The organism is Micromonospora sp. BL4 (genome assembly GCF_003667505.1).
Classification (GTDB): Bacteria; Actinomycetota; Actinomycetes; order Mycobacteriales; family Micromonosporaceae; genus Micromonospora.
Genome location: NZ_RCVJ01000145.1, coordinates 13440 through 27495, shown reverse-complemented (window position 1 = coordinate 27495; position 14056 = coordinate 13440). Strand labels below are relative to the sequence as shown.

Here is a 14056-nt window from a genome sequence, read left to right as displayed (position 1 = left end):
TCCTAGAGCTCGCGCACGCGGATGTTGCGGAACTCGATCAGATCGTTGTCGCCGTGGTTCTGAAGTCCGATGAAGCCGCTGAGGAACTGCCGCAGATCGGTCGGCGGGTCACCGGCGCGCGAGGACTGCTTGCCCGGCGTGTTGTCGAACTCGTTGATCACCACGCCGTTGCGGATCATCGTGTAGTGCTGCCCGACCACGCGGATCTCGTAGTCGTTCCACTGGTCCTTCGGGGTGACGCCGGCCTGGGCGAGCGGCACCGGGTCGAAGTTGTAGACCGAGCCGGTCTTCTGCGGTTCGCCGGTCTCACCGTCGTAGATCTGGATCTCGTGGCCGCAGTAGATCGCCACCCAGGCCGGTGAGGTCCGGGCGGACCCGACCGTGCCGCAGCTGCCCGGCGGGCGCTGCTCCAGGGGGATCCGCGGGTCCGGGAACCGGGTGAAGACGCCGCTGTTGGCCCGGCCGGTGCCCGGCGCGATGTCGCGGAACTGCACCTTCAGCGAGAAGTCGGCGAGTTCCTTCGTGTGCCAGAGCATGCCCAGGCCGCCGCTGGAGCGCAGCGAGCCGTCCGGCTGGATGCCGAACGATCCGGACGGCGCCTGCTGCCAGCCGAGCAGCGACTCGGCGGTGCCGTCGAAGAGCGGCTCGTACCCGGTGCGACCATCCCGGCCGATGTCGGACGCGGCGGCCAGGCGGGTCAGCGTGCCGGCTTCGCGGGCGGAGAGCAGGCCGTCGTCCTGGAGCGTGTCGGTCACCGCGGTCACGTGCCGGACGAAGCTGTTGTGGTCGGCCCAGGTGCTCTCGTCGTCGATCAGGTCGTTGCTGGTGCAGCCCTGCCCGACCGTCCGGCTGGGCACCTTGGTGTCCGTGTCCCCGAGCCACACGGTGGCCCGGTTGTCCGGCACCGCGCAGCCCACCGTGACCGTGGTCTGCACCGTCGCCGTCTCCCCGTCGGCGTACGTGACGGTGAGCTTCGCGGTGTAGGTGCCGACCCGGGCGTACGTGTGCCGAGGGTTCGCCTCGGTCGACGTGGCGCCGTCGCCGAACTCCCACCGGTAGCTGACGCCACCGGATCGGGACCCGTTGAAGGCCATGGTCAGCGGCTTGTTCTGCACGGCGACCGAGCTGGCTGCCGGCGCCGGGGTCGGTGCGCCACCGGTGTAGGTGATCCGGATCAGCTTCTGGTTGGGGTGCAGGCTGAAGAACCCGCCTCCGTAGTCCAGCAGGTAGAGCGCGCCGTCCGGCCCGAACTTGGCGTCCATCCAGCTCTGCAGCCGGGCGTCGCCGTTGCCGCCGGGGATGATGGCTCGCAGCGACTCGGCGAACACCGGCGGGGCCGCGGTGGGCACGCCCGCCGGGTCGACGGTGACCGCGATGCGGTTGTTCGGGTTCGACTGGTCACCGATGAGCCACTTGCCGTCCCAGTGCGCCGGCCACGCCACGCCGCTGTTCGTGTCGACCAGATCGCGGTGGTAGGTCGGCCCGGACATGATGGCCTGGCCGCCGCCGCGCAGGTACGGCTGGGTGTAGGTGGCGTCGGCGGCGACGTAGGTCGGGAGGCCGCTGCCGTCCGTCCGCTCCGGGAACACCGGGCCGCCGCCGTCCGGCGAGTACCAGATCATGTTGTCCCGGGCCGGCGGGATGTCCACCAGGCCGGTGTTGCGCGGCGACTCGTTCTTCAGGTTGTCGCAGTCGTACCAGCCGGTCAGCACGGTCGCGTCGGTGCTGCTGCGGTCTCGGTACGGCTGCCGGTTGCCCATGCAGTACGGCCAACCATGGTTGCCGGCCGAGGTGATGATGGTGGCCGTCTCGTACTTGGCCGGGCCCAGCGTCGGGCTGGGCGACGAGGCGTCGGGCCCCACCCAGCCGGCCGTCAGCCACTGGTGCTTCGGGTCGATCTGGAGGCGGGCGATGTTCCGCACGCCCATCACGTAGATCTCCGGTCGGGTCTTCTCGGTGCCCGGCGGGAACAGGTTGCCCTCCGGAATGGTGTACGTGCCGTCGGGCTCCGGGTGAATTCGGATGATCTTGCCGGCGAGGTCGTTGGTGTTGCCCGACGTGCGGCGGGCGTCCTGGAACGAGATCCCCTGGTACTCCTGGGTCCAGTTGTTGCCGGAGTAGCCCTGCGATCCCTCGGAGGAGTTGTTGTCACCCGACCCGACGTACAGGTTGCCCTTGGCGTCGAACGCCATGCCGCCGCCGGCGTGGCAGCAGCTGTGGATCTGCACCGGGAACTTCAGCAGGTCCTTGCGGGTGGCCTGGTCGATGGTCTGGGTTTCGCGGTCGTAGGTGAACCGGGAGACGGTCCGCTGCCCGACCCGCTGCACCCGGTCGATCGACTCGTGCGGCATCCAGTAGACGTAGAGCCAGCCGTTCTCGGCGAACTTCGGGTCCGGCACGATGCCGAGCAGACCCTCCTCGTTCTTCACCAGTTCCGAGCCGCTGCCCCGGTTGCCCATCACCTCCAGGGTGGTGAGCAGCTTGGCCTGCTTGGTGCGCGGGTCCCACGAGTGGATGGTGCCGCAGCCCAGGCCGACGTTCGGGTTGTTCCAGTCCGCGACGGGGCCGCTCGGGCAGGCCGCCTTGCCGACGTAGAAGACCGTGCCGTCCGGCGCGATCGTCAGGCCGTGCGGCTCGCCCATCTGGTCCAGCTGCCCGGTCTGGTTGGCCGCGGTCAGCCGCTCCACCTTGTAGTTCGCGGCGATCGTCGCCTGGCAGTCACCGCGCTCCAGGCCGGTGGTCCACTTGAGCGCGCCGGTCAGGTGCGTACGGAACGCGGCCTCGCCGTAGCTGCCCTCGGTGTGGCCCATGCCGGTGTAGAACGACCGGCCGCCGTCGTAGTCCCGGCACCAGGACACCGGGTGGAACGGCCCGTTGGCGCCCGGTCCCGGGTTGTAGTGCCGCTCCTCGACCTGCGCGACGGTGTGCACCGTGCCGATCGGGTTCGGGTCCCAGTTCTCCCAGCGGTCCGAGCGGGTGAGCGTCATCGGCAGCGACGCCGTGGCCGGGTGGTTCCGGTCCAGGATGTTGACGACCGCCCGGTTCACCGCGGGCGGCTCCGGTGGCGCGGTGCTGCCGGTGAACAGGCGCAGGTCGGCCAACTGGGTCAGCGGTTCGCCGCTGTTCGCCGTGATGTTCAGCCGGAAGTGCTTGAACTCCTGTGGCGTGGCGATGTCGAACCGGCGGGTCTGGAACCGCTCCGCGAAGGTCTGGCCGGTGCGCCGGTCCAGGTCGGACCAGTTCTGGCCGTCCGTGGAGCCCTGCAGGGTCCAGTCCTTCGGGTCCCGGCCGGAGGAGTCGTTGGCCGAGGTCAGCGCGTACCCGGTGATCCGCTTGGCGGCGCTCAGCTCGTACGCCACCCAGGCCGCCGGGGTACGGACGAGCCACTTGGTGCCGGAGTCGCCGTCGGTCAGCTTCTCCTTGGTCTCGTTCGGCGGGTTCTCGCCGCTGGCGGTCACCCGGGCCACCGGCTCGGCCACCGGGATGGCGCCCGCCGGGCGGGTGCCGATCAGACCGGTGAACCAGGCGGAGTCGACCTGCGCGCGGGCCGCGTCGGCGATGCCGACGAAACCGCCGCCGGACTTCATGTAGCTCTGCAGCGCGGCTTCCTGGTCACGGTTGAGCGCGGCGCCCGTCGCGGAGAGGAAAACCACGCTGCGGTACGCGGACAGCCCGGCCGTGGTGAAGACGGCCGGGTCCGTGGTAGCGGTGACAACGATGTCATTGTCTGCGCCAAGATCCTTGATCGCTTCCGCGGCGCGGGCGACCGGGTCCTGCTGCTCCGCCACCGGCCCGTGGAAGACAAGGACCGCCGTCCTGTCCTCCTGCGCCGCCTTCGGTGCGGGTGCCGCCTGCGGTGCGGCCGCTGCCGGTGTGCCCGGCAGCATCATCGCGATGACCGCTGCCGCGGCGAGGGTTCGTCGTAGTTGTCTTGTCATCCCCGTCCCCACTTTCGATTCGCTCAGCTGCTGTGCGTGTGGGTGTGGCCCTGGAATCTGTGGATGGCCTCTTCCGCACCCGGCGGCATGCTGCCGTCGGCGTTGCGCACCAGGAAGATCCCGGCCATGCCGCCGTCGGAGTGGGACTGCACGTGGCAGTGGTACATCCACGCGCCGGGCCCGACGCCCTCCCCGGCGAGCACCTGGAACCCGAACGAGCTGCCCGGGTTGAGGTCCTTGTTGTCGATCACGAGGCTGGGGTCGGCCGGGCCCTCGAGCATCCCGGTGCGGTTGTCCGCCCAGCGGTGCGCGTGCAGGTGGAAGGTGTGGAAGGTGCCGCCGTGCCCGATGGCGAGCCACTCCACCCGCTGGCCCAGGTTCGCCTCGAACATCGGCGTGTCCGGCGCCATCCGGTTGTTGATCATCATGTCGTTGAACACGACCGTGTACTGCTTCTCCGGCAGGATGTCGCCGCGACGCCGCACGATCAGCGCGCCGTACAGCCCCTTGGCCACCCCGGCGGTGCCGTGGTCGGTGCCCATCGCGTGGTCGTGGTAGTGCCAGTAGCCGGCGCTGCCCGGCATGAAGCGCCGACCGGACGCGAGGAACATCTCCCGCGAGCGCCACACGTACGTCCGGGTCTCGCCCGGGTTGTTGAACGAGGCGTTGAGGGGGCTGCCGTCCGAGTCGGTGCTGTAGTCCACCCCGTGTGGATGGATGGACAGCCGCTGGCTGGTGGTGTTGACCAGGGTGATCTCCAGGGTGTCGCCCTCGTAGATCTCCAGCACCGGCCCGGGCACGGTGGCCTGGCCGGGCGCCAGGCCGTACCCGAACAGCCCGCCGGGCAGCTGTTCGGCGTAGATGGTGACCTTCTTGGTGATGCCGGCCACGGCCTGGGCCGGACTGCCGCTGAAGGGGACGCCGACCGTGGAGGCGGTCACGCCGACAGCGCCGGCGGCCAGCACTCCGGTGGCCATCAGGGCTCTGCGGGACAGGGGGCGTTGGGAGCCGACGGGATTGTTGTCCATGAGACTCCGTTCTCGACCGGGTCAAGCCGCGACAAGGCAGAGTGCGACGACCGTCGAGCAACGGAGGGACGGCCCGCGAGCTCATGAGTCGCCGCGACTTTGCTCGGAAGACTCAGAACTTTCGACTGATGACATCAATCTATGTATCGATTCGACGAAAGTAAAGATCCTTCGATGGAAATGCTGCTGCCGGCGACGGTTGCCGCCCGCTGACCAGCACTTCTGCCGCCCGCCCCGCGGCGGCGGCGGATGACGACGATGCCCCCGTCCGGCCGGACGGGGGCATCGTCAGGACGCGCGGCGCGGGCCCGTGGGGACGTTCGGGGATGACCGGATCAGGCCACGGATCGTCGCGACCGCGCCTCGTGCTCGGCGGTCGCCGGCACCTGCTCGGCCGCCGGTGCGGCCACCGCCGGCGACCGGCGCCGCCGGCGGTGCCCCGCCTCGCCCAGGAGGCTGGCCAGGACGACCACCGCCCCGACAAGGAGGACCAGCCAGAACCACCGCGAGGCGTCCCACCGCGTCGACCCCGGCCCGGCGAACGGCTGCACGTCGTCCGGCAGCAGGGTCACGGCCGTCGTCGCGAGCAGCAGGCCGGGCATGGCCGCCAGCCCGCCGTGGGTGGGGGCCGAGACCCGGACCGCGACCGCCGCGAAGGCCAGAGTCGTCACCAGAAGGGCCGTCGCCTCCAGAGCGAGACCCCCGACCGGCAGGTACGGCCGGGCCTCCGCCGGCACCGCCGCCCGGCAGAGCAGCAGCGCACCGAGCCACACCACCACCAGGGGAAGGGCGGACAGCGCGATCCGCGTCAGGCGGACCAGGAGGTTGGACGTGGGGGTCACCTGCGTCGTCGGGCTGGCCGGGTCGTCCAGCGCGAAGGCCACGCCGAGCGCCACGGTCACCGACACCACCCTGATCAGGGTGACCGCGTACGGGATCTCCATCCGGTAGGAGACCGCCAGCGGCAGCGCGGCGAGCACGAGGGCCAAGACGCCGCAGAGCACCGGCGGAGCCTTCCGGCTCGACCGGAACACGTGGGGCAGCAACGCCCGCACCGTCGTCAGCATCGGGCGCCCTCGGCCGCCGGGCCCAGCACCCGCGTGCCCAGCAGGCTCGCCGCCCGCTCGGTGCCGGTCTCCGGCCGGGTCAATTCGGCCCAGTTGGCGATCACCTGCTGAGCCACCTGGTCTGCCGGCCTGTCCAGCAGCGACCTGACCACCGAGACCTCCTGCCGACCGATCGACAGCCCGAGCGACGAGTCCAGCAGCGGAAGGACCACGCTGCCGCCGGTCCGCGGCAACAGGCTGCGCAGCGCCGCGGTCGTCTCCTCGGTCGCCGTGGCGGCGAGCCACAGCACCAGCACCGCACGGGATCGGCAGACGGACAGGGCCGAGGCCTCGGTCGGCGGCTCGCCGGTGACGACCCGCGCGGCGAAGTGCCCGGCGAAGCTGAGCATCGCGTCCCCGCCGATCTGGTCCGTGCCCCACTTCGTGCCGACCGGCACCGCGCCCGGCGTACCGGCCCGCGCGTCGTCCGCCGCCCAGACGGCGAGCGGCGGCGAGATGCTGACCGAACTGGTGGTGGCGCCGAACAGGAGGCGCTGCCGGACGACGTACCGGTCGGCGGCCCTGTCGGGAGGAGTGTGCCGGAGCATTCCGCCGACCAGCGTCGACCACTGGTCGATACGGCCCTCGAAGTCGCGGAAGGCGCAGTAGGTGACCGTGTCCACCGTCCGACACGTCTGCTGCGCCGAAGGCTCCCGTTCGGCGACCGACCGCCGGGCGGCCACGTCCCCGGGCACCGTGACCGACTGCCCCGCCCCGGCGACCACGGCCAGCACCGTGGTGACTCCCACCGCCGTCACCCCGATCCGCCGGTCGACGCCGCTGCGGGCCAGGGCCACCGCGCAGCACACCGCGGCGCAGGCGGCCAGGTAGACCAGGTGGGCCGTCACGGGCCGGTGCATGAGGTCCGCCGGCAGGGGCGGTTCGAACTCGTCCTCGATCGCGACGAGACCCCACCACTTGAGCATCGGCCGGCCCAGCGTGACCGCGCCCACGAGCGTGAAGATCGCCATGCCGAGGATCACCAGGGGGCCGACGGCGACCATCGAGGTCAGCCTTCCCACGGCGACGCCGGCGACCCCGGCGAGCAGGACGATCAGTGGCCCGGTGGCCAGCTCCAGCAGGGACGGTCGCCCGACCGCTCCGGGCGCGGCGGCGAGGTGGGCGACACGTGCGCCGACGAGGAGCCCGCTGAGCATCGCCAACGGCAGCGGCGCGAGAAGCTGCGCGAGGGTACGCCGCCACGGCGCCAGCGCGAGCAGGTCGGTGACCGCGGCGACGCCGGACCGCTGCGCCCGGGTGAGGGCCAGGTTGCTCGCGATGAACGCCCCGGCGGCGACCAGCAGCAGCGGCACCTGGGAGTACCGGTCCTCGTCCTGAAGGACGGGGTAGCGGTGCGCGAGGCCGCCGGTGCCCCACTCGTAGGCCCACAGGGCGAGGTAGAGGAGGAGGCCGGTCAGCACCGCCGGATGACGCAGCAGCCGGACGGCCTCGATCCGGAAGAGAGCGCTGACCGCGCCACGGGGGCGGGGCGTCACCGGCGGCCGGGAGGTGGGCGCCGGCGCCAGGCTGGTCCCGGTCACGCCGCGACCTCCGTGGCTGCGGACGGGTCGAGCAGCAGCAGGTAACCGTCTTCGAGGGTGGCGGGGACGAGGTCGGCAGCCGCGGGAGGGACGCCGATGTTGCGGACCGTGCCCACCCCGGTGCGCCAGGCCGCCACCGCCTGCGGACTGCGTTCGGCGCTGTGCCAGACCCGGTTCTCGGCCAGCGCCGTCAACTGTGGGGGTGGGCCGTCGAAGCGGACGACGCCCCGGTCCAGCACGATCACCCGGTGGCACAGGGCCGAGACGTCCTCGGTCTGGTGGGTGGAGAGCAGGACGACCCGCCCCTCGCCGAGATCCGCGATCAGCTCGCGGAACCGGAGGCGCTGTTCGGGGTCGAGCCCGACGGTCGGCTCGTCGAGGATGAGCACGCGCGGATCGCCCACGATGGCGGCGGCGAGGGCCACCCGCTGCCGCATCCCGCCGGACAGCGCCTTGATCCGCTTGCCCCGGTCGTCGCTGAGGCCGACCGCCGCCAGCACCCGGAGGGTCTCGTCCCGGCGCTGCCGGCGATCGGTGATCTCCTTGAGGATCGCGACGTAGTCGATGAACTCGTACGCGGTGAAGTTCGGGAAGAAGCCCGGCTGCTGCGGCAGGTAACCCATCCGCCGGCGGGTCGCCAGCCGGCCGGCGGTCGTGAGCGGATCGGTGTCGAGGATCCGCACGGTGCCCGCATCCGGCGGCATCGCGGTGGCGAGAATCCGCAACAGCGACGTCTTGCCCGCGCCGTTCGGCCCGAGCAGCCCGGTCACCCCCTCGCCGGCGGTGAACGAGACCCCGGCGAGAGCCGTGTGCCGCCGGTACCGCAGGGTCAACCCGTCAACGGCGACGAGCTGCCCCGGCGTCGTTTCCGCGGGATGCGACATTCGGGTCCTCCGAGCTGGTCAGGGGGTCAGGACGACGGTGGGCTGTTGGTCGAATCGGCGGCGGGCCAGCGCCAGACCGACGGCCGCGGCCACGGCCACCACGCTCACCGCCGCCTGACCGGTGGCGGTGAGCAGGAGCGACCGGCCGTCGGCGAAGTGGGTCGTGGCGAAGAGCAGGGCCAGCCAGCCGGCGCCGGTCACCGCGGCGGCCACGACCGGGTCGACCCGCGCGGTCATCGCCAGGGTGACCAGCGTCAGCGCGAGCATCGGAAGCAGCCAGGCCAGGGTCGCGGGACCGCTGCGGGGCAGCACCAGGCTGGCGGCCGCGGCCAGGCCGGCCGCCACCCCCAGGACCGCGGCGGTACGCAGAAGCGCGAGCCGCAGCCCGTGCACGGGCGCCACCAGGGTGATCTCGTACGTCGGGTCGAACCGGCGTCCGAAGGAGACGGCGACACCGAGCACCGGAAGCATGGGCGAGATCGCGAGCAGGAGCAGCGACGGCGAGTCCAGCGGCGACAACCGGGCCACGAGGGCGGCGGTGAAGAGCACGAGCCCCGCCGCGATGGTCCAGGATCGGCGCAGCGCGGGGGTGGCGGCGACCAGCCGGGCGGTCTCCGGGGACACCCCGCACCAGATCAGGGCCCGCTCCGCGGGGCCGCGGCGCGGCTCGTCGAGGGTTTCGTCGATGGCCGACCACAGCCGCTCGTAGCGGGTCGGCGGCGACAGCCGGGTCAGCTCCTGCCGGCATTCGGGGCATCCGTCGACGTGCCCCTCGACGCCGGCCAGGGCGGCGGCGGGCAGGTGGCCGTCGACGTACTCCCGCAGCACCTCGGCGGCGACGTGCCCGCCCGGCGGGGTCGCCGCGTCCCGCAGGTCACGCCCTCGGTCGCTCGGCCTGGTCATGCCAGCTCCGCACGTAGCCGTCGACGGGCCCGCTGCACGCGGGTCTTGACCGTTCCGACCGGCACCCCGAGAAGCCGCGCGGCCTCCTCCATGGTCAGGCCGTCCACCGCGGTGACCCGCAGGGCGGTCTGCTGGTCGACCGGGAGCCGGGACAACGCCTGCGCCGGCTCTCCGCAGCCGAGTGCGTCGAGGATGGAGTCCTCCGCCGACGGCTCGTGCGGGAGGCGCTGGCCGAAGAGCCGGCGTTGCAGCCGGGCGCGCAGCCCGGCGCCTCGCTGAAGGTCGACCAGACGCCGGTACCCGATCCGCCAGAGCCACCCGGCGACGTCATCGACGTCGTCGCGGGGCGGTCGGCTCCAGATCGAGACGAAGACGTCCTGGATCACGTCGTCGATGACCGTGCCGTCCGGGCAGCGGTGACCGAGGCGGGCGGCGAGCCACGGGGCGTACCTGCGGTACAGCTCGGCGCAGGCGTGCCGGTCGCGCTCGGCGATGCCACGCACGAGGTGCGCATCGCTGGGCGGCTCCCGCCGGTCTGCCATCACATACCCCTCGTCGTTCGCCATGGCCGACATGGTTCGGTCCGTCAGTGTGACACCGATCACACAAATTCGTCGACGATCTCCCCGGCTTTCGTTTCGTTCACCTTGCCCGCCTTTCCCTGGTCAGTTCTCGGTCAGCTTTCAGTCAGCGACGCGGTCCGCCGATCAGAGGATCATGCGAAGTGAATCAGATTATTGTCCACGCTGAAAGCTTCATTGCTGTGCATCGATTAAACACGTACTTTCCGAGGGTCTGTCACACGGGGTGGCAGGCGAACGGGAGGAGTGCTCGTGAGAGTCCGAGCCAGAGGCAGAAAAGCGGCGGCCGTCGGCGCTGTCGCGGCAGGCCTGATCGCGACCGTCGGAGCGGCGCCGGCCTACGCCGGCAATGCTCCAAGCTGTGTCGCGGTCTGGGTGTCGCAGGGAACGGTCACGCAGACCGGCTACGCGCGCAACGACTGCGGCTCCAACGTCCGCATCAAGATCTCCTGGAACTTCGGGGCCGACGGAGCCTGCTGGACCGTCGAACCGGGCTACCAGATCTCGTCGAAGGTGGCCCGGGTTCCCCGGGTCTTCAACGGCGCGGACAACTGCTGATCCGGCACTTCCAGGAGCCTTCGGTCGGCGGTCGAGCCGCCGACCGAAGGCTCCACCCGTTGTGCCCGCACCGGCCGGGGATCGCTTCCGCACACCGTTTTCCCATTCCAGCCGGAGTAACGACCAGTCGCGTTCGCGGAATCGGCGCTGGCAGCCTGAGCGGCCGAAGGACAAAGGATTTGGGGCGTCATCGGCGATCTGCCCTTCCCATACCTTCGCAGCCGATATGTTCCCGGGGTGGACACACCACTGCGGGAACCGACCTTCTGGATCCTCACCGCTCTCGCCGGGCCGCCACTGCACGGCTACGGGATCATCCGTGCGGTCGCTGCCCTGTCCGGCGGCCGGCTCGCCATGCGGCCCGGCACCCTGTACGGCGCGCTCGACCGGTTGGTGGACGCGGGCCTCATCGAGGCCGACCGCGAGGAGGTCGTCGACGGTCGCCTGCGGCGCTACTACCACCTCTCCGCCACGGGCAACGCCACCCTGGCCGCTGAGACCGAGCGTCTGCGGCGCAACGTGGAGGCCGCGACCGCCCGCCTGGGCAACCTGACGCCCGCCGCCCGGCCCGTCGCTCCGCGCCCCGCGGGAGGACTGGCATGAGAGACCTGGAACGCCGGTACCGGCACCTGCTCCGGGCCTACCCTGCCGGCTACCGCCAGGCACGCGGCGCCGAGATCGTCGGCACGTATCTCGACCTGGCCGGGCCCGATCGCCGCTGGCCGTCGATCCTCGAAGTGGCGGACGTGGTGGCCGGTGGTGGTCGAGAGCGCCTACGCGCCGCCGGCGCTGCCGATCTCATACCCGGCGTACGCCTCGCCGGTCTCCTCAGCTACCTCACCGCGACCGCGCTCGCCGGCTTCTGGGCCACCGCCGAGGTGGTCACCACTTCGGGTGTGTGGGGCTCGCCGGCATTCGGTCCGTTCGCCACCACCGGCATCGTCATCTGGGCCGGTTGGCTGCTGGCCGCCGTCGCGTACGCCGTCGGGCCGGCCCGGTGGGTCCGCGCCGCCATCGGGCTGGCGCTGCTGCTCACCGCCGCCGTGGTGCCCGTCGCCGCCCTGTTCGAGCTGCCCCGTCCGTACCTGTTCGTCCTGCTTCCCCAGGCGACGCTGGGCGTCCTGGCGCTGGCAGGTCCCTCGCGCACGGCGCGACGGCAACGCCTCGTACCCCTGGCGATCGCGCTGGCCGCGGCCCTCATCGCCGTCGGGGTCCTGTCCGGGGAGAGCGCGTGGTTCTACCGCTTCAGCTACGGGGGCGCGTTCCTCCCGGAGGCCGGCGCGGCCCTCCTGTTGACCGCCGTGCTGGCCGCGACCGTCCTGTCCCTGCGCGGCGACGCCCGCGGGCTGTGGGCCTTGCTCGTCCTCCTCACCCCGATCGGACTACTCGCGCTGTACCCGCTGACGGAGAACATCGCCCCCGTCGTCGGGGCTGGTTACGCCGACTTCCGCGTCATCACCGGTACGACCGCCGCCACCTTCGTCCTGGGTGGAGTCACCCTGGCCGCGGCGCTCGCAATCCGGGCACGCTCCAGCGCAGCGGCCGACACTCCGGCGTCACCCGTTCACCAGCGTTGCCCGACGTGCGGCAGATAGCGCAGTCCCAGCCTCGGGCTACCTGCCGCGGTTGAGATCGACAATCACACCCTGATCCGCGCAGGCTGTCTGCAACCCCGACATGTGGGTGGTCAACGGCCCCATGAACGCGAGCGCACCCATCTCCTGCTCCTCCGGCAGGTTCGACACCTGCCACGCGATGTCGATGAGCGCGGTGCCGTGCTCCCGGATCTTCTCGTGGCGGGAGTCCTCGAACTGTTCCCGCACCTTTCGGTATTCGGCCTCGGTCGGCTTGTCGTCGCCGCTGCCCCTCGCGGTGCCGTCGATCTCCTTGCCGTCGCGCATCGCCTTACACGCGGCCACGCCGGAGTCCTCCTTGATGAACCCGTCGTAGACGGCGTACCCGCCCGCGAGCAGAGCGAGCACGGCGAGGAACCCGCCGACGGCGAAAAGGAGCGGCTTGCTCGACGCGGCAGGTGGCGGGGCGGGCGGCTGCTGACCCGGGTAGCCGAGGGCCGGGTCCTGCTGGGCGGGCAGGTACTGCTGCGGCGGGTGGACGGGCGCGCTCGGCTGGTAAGGCGTCTGCGGCGGCTGCTGGTTCGGGTCGGTCAAGGTGTGCTCCCCGTTGGTGTCGGCAGTTGATGCTGGACGGGCCGCCGTCCTGCGGCTACGAGTTGTCGGGTTGACGACTGCGGGTGTGACCGGCCGGAGGAGCAGGCCCCTACGCCGTTGGGTAGCCGTACTCCGCTGCCTTTGCGCGCAGGTCGGCCAACTCAGCTTCAAGGTTGAGCGCGTGGACGGCTGCGTCGGTCAGAGGACGGAACGCGACGAAGTGTTCGACCGCCGCTCGATCCAGGTCGACCTCGTAGACATCCGTGGCGTGTTCGACGTACTCCGCGACGATGTCGTCGCAGACGATGTCGAGCAGCCAGGAGCCGTCCGGGTCGGCCTCGTCGTCGTCGGCGGGTGAGAAGTCGATGTCGTCGCCGGCGTGCCACCGCTCGTCGGCGGTGCGCCGCCACAGCACGAAGGTGGCATCCAGAGTGCCGTCCTGGCGGCAGAACGCAGGCTCGTGAGCCTGCGCCTGGAACTGCTCCGGCAGTCCATCGAGGAGACCCGGCCAGAGCCGCCCGTCCGTGTACGTGGACATCGACGACTCGTGGTCGACACCGCGGATGAAGACGCCGTCGGCGGTGAAGACGACGTCGTACTCCTCGCCGCTGCCGTTGCGCATCGACGCTGCTTCGTCCTCGCCCCACTCGCGGTCGTAGGCGTAGTAGTCGCCGCCGACGATCGCGTCGAGCATCGCCAGGGCCTTGCAGCGCTCCCGCAACACGGCGATCGAGGGCAGCCGCGCCGCGACGTCATAGACGGTCACGCCGGGAGCTTACGGGCCGCCTCGCGGAGCCGAGGTACCGCAGGCGAACCAAAGGATCACGGCTCAGGGCGGTGACCTGGACCGTCTAGCGCTCTTGCCGCGCGGACGAGGAGATGTAGGCATGGAACGCTGCAACTTCGTCGTCTGTCACGGTCGGTGCGAAATCGAGGTTCTCGCTGGGATGTACGCCGGTGCCGGAGCTGGCCACCGTCACGAACCAGGCCCCCTCAGCGCCGAACCAGTACGCCTGCCCCAGGCGACCAATATCCTCAGCCTCCGACGGCTCGCCCCGGTCCTGCACTGCGGCGATGCGCACCCACTGTCCGTCCCGCCCATAGGGCGGTCGCGGGAAGTCGAGGCCATCGCCCATCCGGATGCGGTCGACCGGCACACCGAACAGGCGGGCCGCACCGGCGCGGGCCAACGCCAGCACGTCGCTGGTCCTGGAGGTACGGCCGACCTCCACCTCGCCGTCCGGCCCGTCGACCAGTACCGCGTATGACCGGTCCGGCTCGTGACGAACACGCGCCCACACGGTGACCTCTTCCTCGCCCATCCGCACTGTCTACACCCTTCGAGATGC

General features: G+C 71.3%; 13 protein-coding genes. 3 read left to right on the top strand and 10 right to left on the bottom strand.

What is annotated here, in order from left to right:
• Positions 1-2: 2 nt before the first annotated feature.
• From EAD89_RS18475 to EAD89_RS18445, 7 genes are all read right to left on the bottom strand, one after another.
• Positions 3-3938: a ThuA domain-containing protein gene (locus EAD89_RS18475; protein ID WP_121676608.1), complete on the bottom strand. Its 3936-nt coding sequence runs from the start codon at positions 3936-3938 to the stop codon at positions 3-5.
• Positions 3939-3961: 23 nt separating this feature from the next.
• Entirely contained in the window at positions 3962-4966 is a 1005-nt protein-coding gene (locus EAD89_RS18470) for a multicopper oxidase domain-containing protein (RefSeq protein WP_121676607.1), read from the bottom strand.
• Between the two features lie 335 nt (positions 4967-5301).
• Entirely contained in the window at positions 5302-6033 is a 732-nt protein-coding gene (locus tag EAD89_RS18465) for a hypothetical protein (protein WP_233578803.1), read from the bottom strand.
• On the bottom strand, positions 6027-7613 hold the full coding sequence (locus EAD89_RS18460; protein ID WP_121676606.1) for a hypothetical protein: 1587 nt from the start codon (positions 7611-7613) through the stop codon (positions 6027-6029). The genes EAD89_RS18465 and EAD89_RS18460 overlap by 7 nt, the downstream gene beginning before the upstream one ends.
• On the bottom strand, positions 7610-8497 hold the full coding sequence (locus tag EAD89_RS18455) for an ATP-binding cassette domain-containing protein (protein ID WP_121655496.1): 888 nt from the start codon (positions 8495-8497) through the stop codon (positions 7610-7612). The genes EAD89_RS18460 and EAD89_RS18455 overlap by 4 nt, the downstream gene beginning before the upstream one ends.
• Before the next feature lie 18 nt (positions 8498-8515).
• Positions 8516-9400 carry a zf-HC2 domain-containing protein gene (locus EAD89_RS18450; RefSeq protein ID WP_121676605.1) on the bottom strand — a complete coding sequence of 295 codons (885 nt, stop codon included), beginning with the start codon at positions 9398-9400 and terminating at the stop codon, positions 8516-8518.
• Positions 9397-9966, bottom strand: coding sequence for an RNA polymerase sigma factor (locus EAD89_RS18445; RefSeq protein ID WP_233578802.1), 570 nt, complete (start codon positions 9964-9966; stop codon positions 9397-9399). The genes EAD89_RS18450 and EAD89_RS18445 overlap by 4 nt, the downstream gene beginning before the upstream one ends.
• A 390-nt stretch (positions 9967-10356) precedes the next feature.
• Here EAD89_RS18445 and EAD89_RS18440 point away from each other — a divergent pair, with 390 nt between their 5' ends.
• From EAD89_RS18440 to EAD89_RS18430, 3 genes are all read left to right on the top strand, one after another.
• Positions 10357-10539 carry a hypothetical protein gene (locus EAD89_RS18440; protein ID WP_121655498.1) on the top strand — a complete coding sequence of 61 codons (183 nt, stop codon included), beginning with the start codon at positions 10357-10359 and terminating at the stop codon, positions 10537-10539.
• A 237-nt stretch (positions 10540-10776) separates the two neighbouring features.
• Complete coding sequence (locus EAD89_RS18435; protein WP_121655499.1) at positions 10777-11142, top strand: PadR family transcriptional regulator; 366 nt, start codon at positions 10777-10779, stop codon at positions 11140-11142.
• Positions 11139-12134: a hypothetical protein gene (locus EAD89_RS18430; RefSeq protein WP_121676604.1), complete on the top strand. Its 996-nt coding sequence runs from the start codon at positions 11139-11141 to the stop codon at positions 12132-12134. Before EAD89_RS18435 ends, EAD89_RS18430 begins: the two co-directional genes overlap by 4 nt.
• An 18-nt stretch (positions 12135-12152) precedes the next feature.
• On the opposite strand, the gene EAD89_RS18425 is transcribed toward EAD89_RS18430, so the two are convergent.
• The 3 genes from EAD89_RS18425 to EAD89_RS18415 all read right to left on the bottom strand — a co-directional run bounded on the left by EAD89_RS18425 (position 12153) and on the right by EAD89_RS18415 (position 14029).
• Complete coding sequence (locus EAD89_RS18425; RefSeq protein WP_121676603.1) at positions 12153-12707, bottom strand: hypothetical protein; 555 nt, start codon at positions 12705-12707, stop codon at positions 12153-12155.
• A gap of 109 nt (positions 12708-12816) precedes the next feature.
• On the bottom strand, positions 12817-13473 hold the full coding sequence (locus EAD89_RS18420) for a hypothetical protein (RefSeq protein ID WP_121655502.1): 657 nt from the start codon (positions 13471-13473) through the stop codon (positions 12817-12819).
• Between the two features lie 85 nt (positions 13474-13558).
• On the bottom strand, positions 13559-14029 hold the full coding sequence (locus EAD89_RS18415) for a hypothetical protein (RefSeq protein WP_121655503.1): 471 nt from the start codon (positions 14027-14029) through the stop codon (positions 13559-13561).
• Between the last annotated feature and the right edge of the window lie 27 nt (positions 14030-14056).

Bases quoted from the DNA above. Each gene is read 5' to 3' on its own strand.
- EAD89_RS18475 (WP_121676608.1), bottom strand. From the start codon at position 3,938: ATGACAAGACAACTACGACGAACCCTCGCCGCGGCAGCGGTCATCGCG.
- EAD89_RS18470 (WP_121676607.1), bottom strand. From the start codon at position 4,966: ATGGACAACAATCCCGTCGGCTCCCAACGCCCCCTGTCCCGCAGAGCC.
- EAD89_RS18465 (WP_233578803.1), bottom strand. From the start codon at position 6,033: ATGCTGACGACGGTGCGGGCGTTGCTGCCCCACGTGTTCCGGTCGAGC.
- EAD89_RS18455 (WP_121655496.1), bottom strand. From the start codon at position 8,497: ATGTCGCATCCCGCGGAAACGACGCCGGGGCAGCTCGTCGCCGTTGAC.
- EAD89_RS18450 (WP_121676605.1), bottom strand. From the start codon at position 9,400: ATGACCAGGCCGAGCGACCGAGGGCGTGACCTGCGGGACGCGGCGACC.
- EAD89_RS18445 (WP_233578802.1), bottom strand. From the start codon at position 9,966: ATGGCGAACGACGAGGGGTATGTGATGGCAGACCGGCGGGAGCCGCCC.
- EAD89_RS18430 (WP_121676604.1), top strand. From the start codon at position 11,139: ATGAGAGACCTGGAACGCCGGTACCGGCACCTGCTCCGGGCCTACCCT.
- EAD89_RS18415 (WP_121655503.1), bottom strand. From the start codon at position 14,029: ATGGGCGAGGAAGAGGTCACCGTGTGGGCGCGTGTTCGTCACGAGCCG.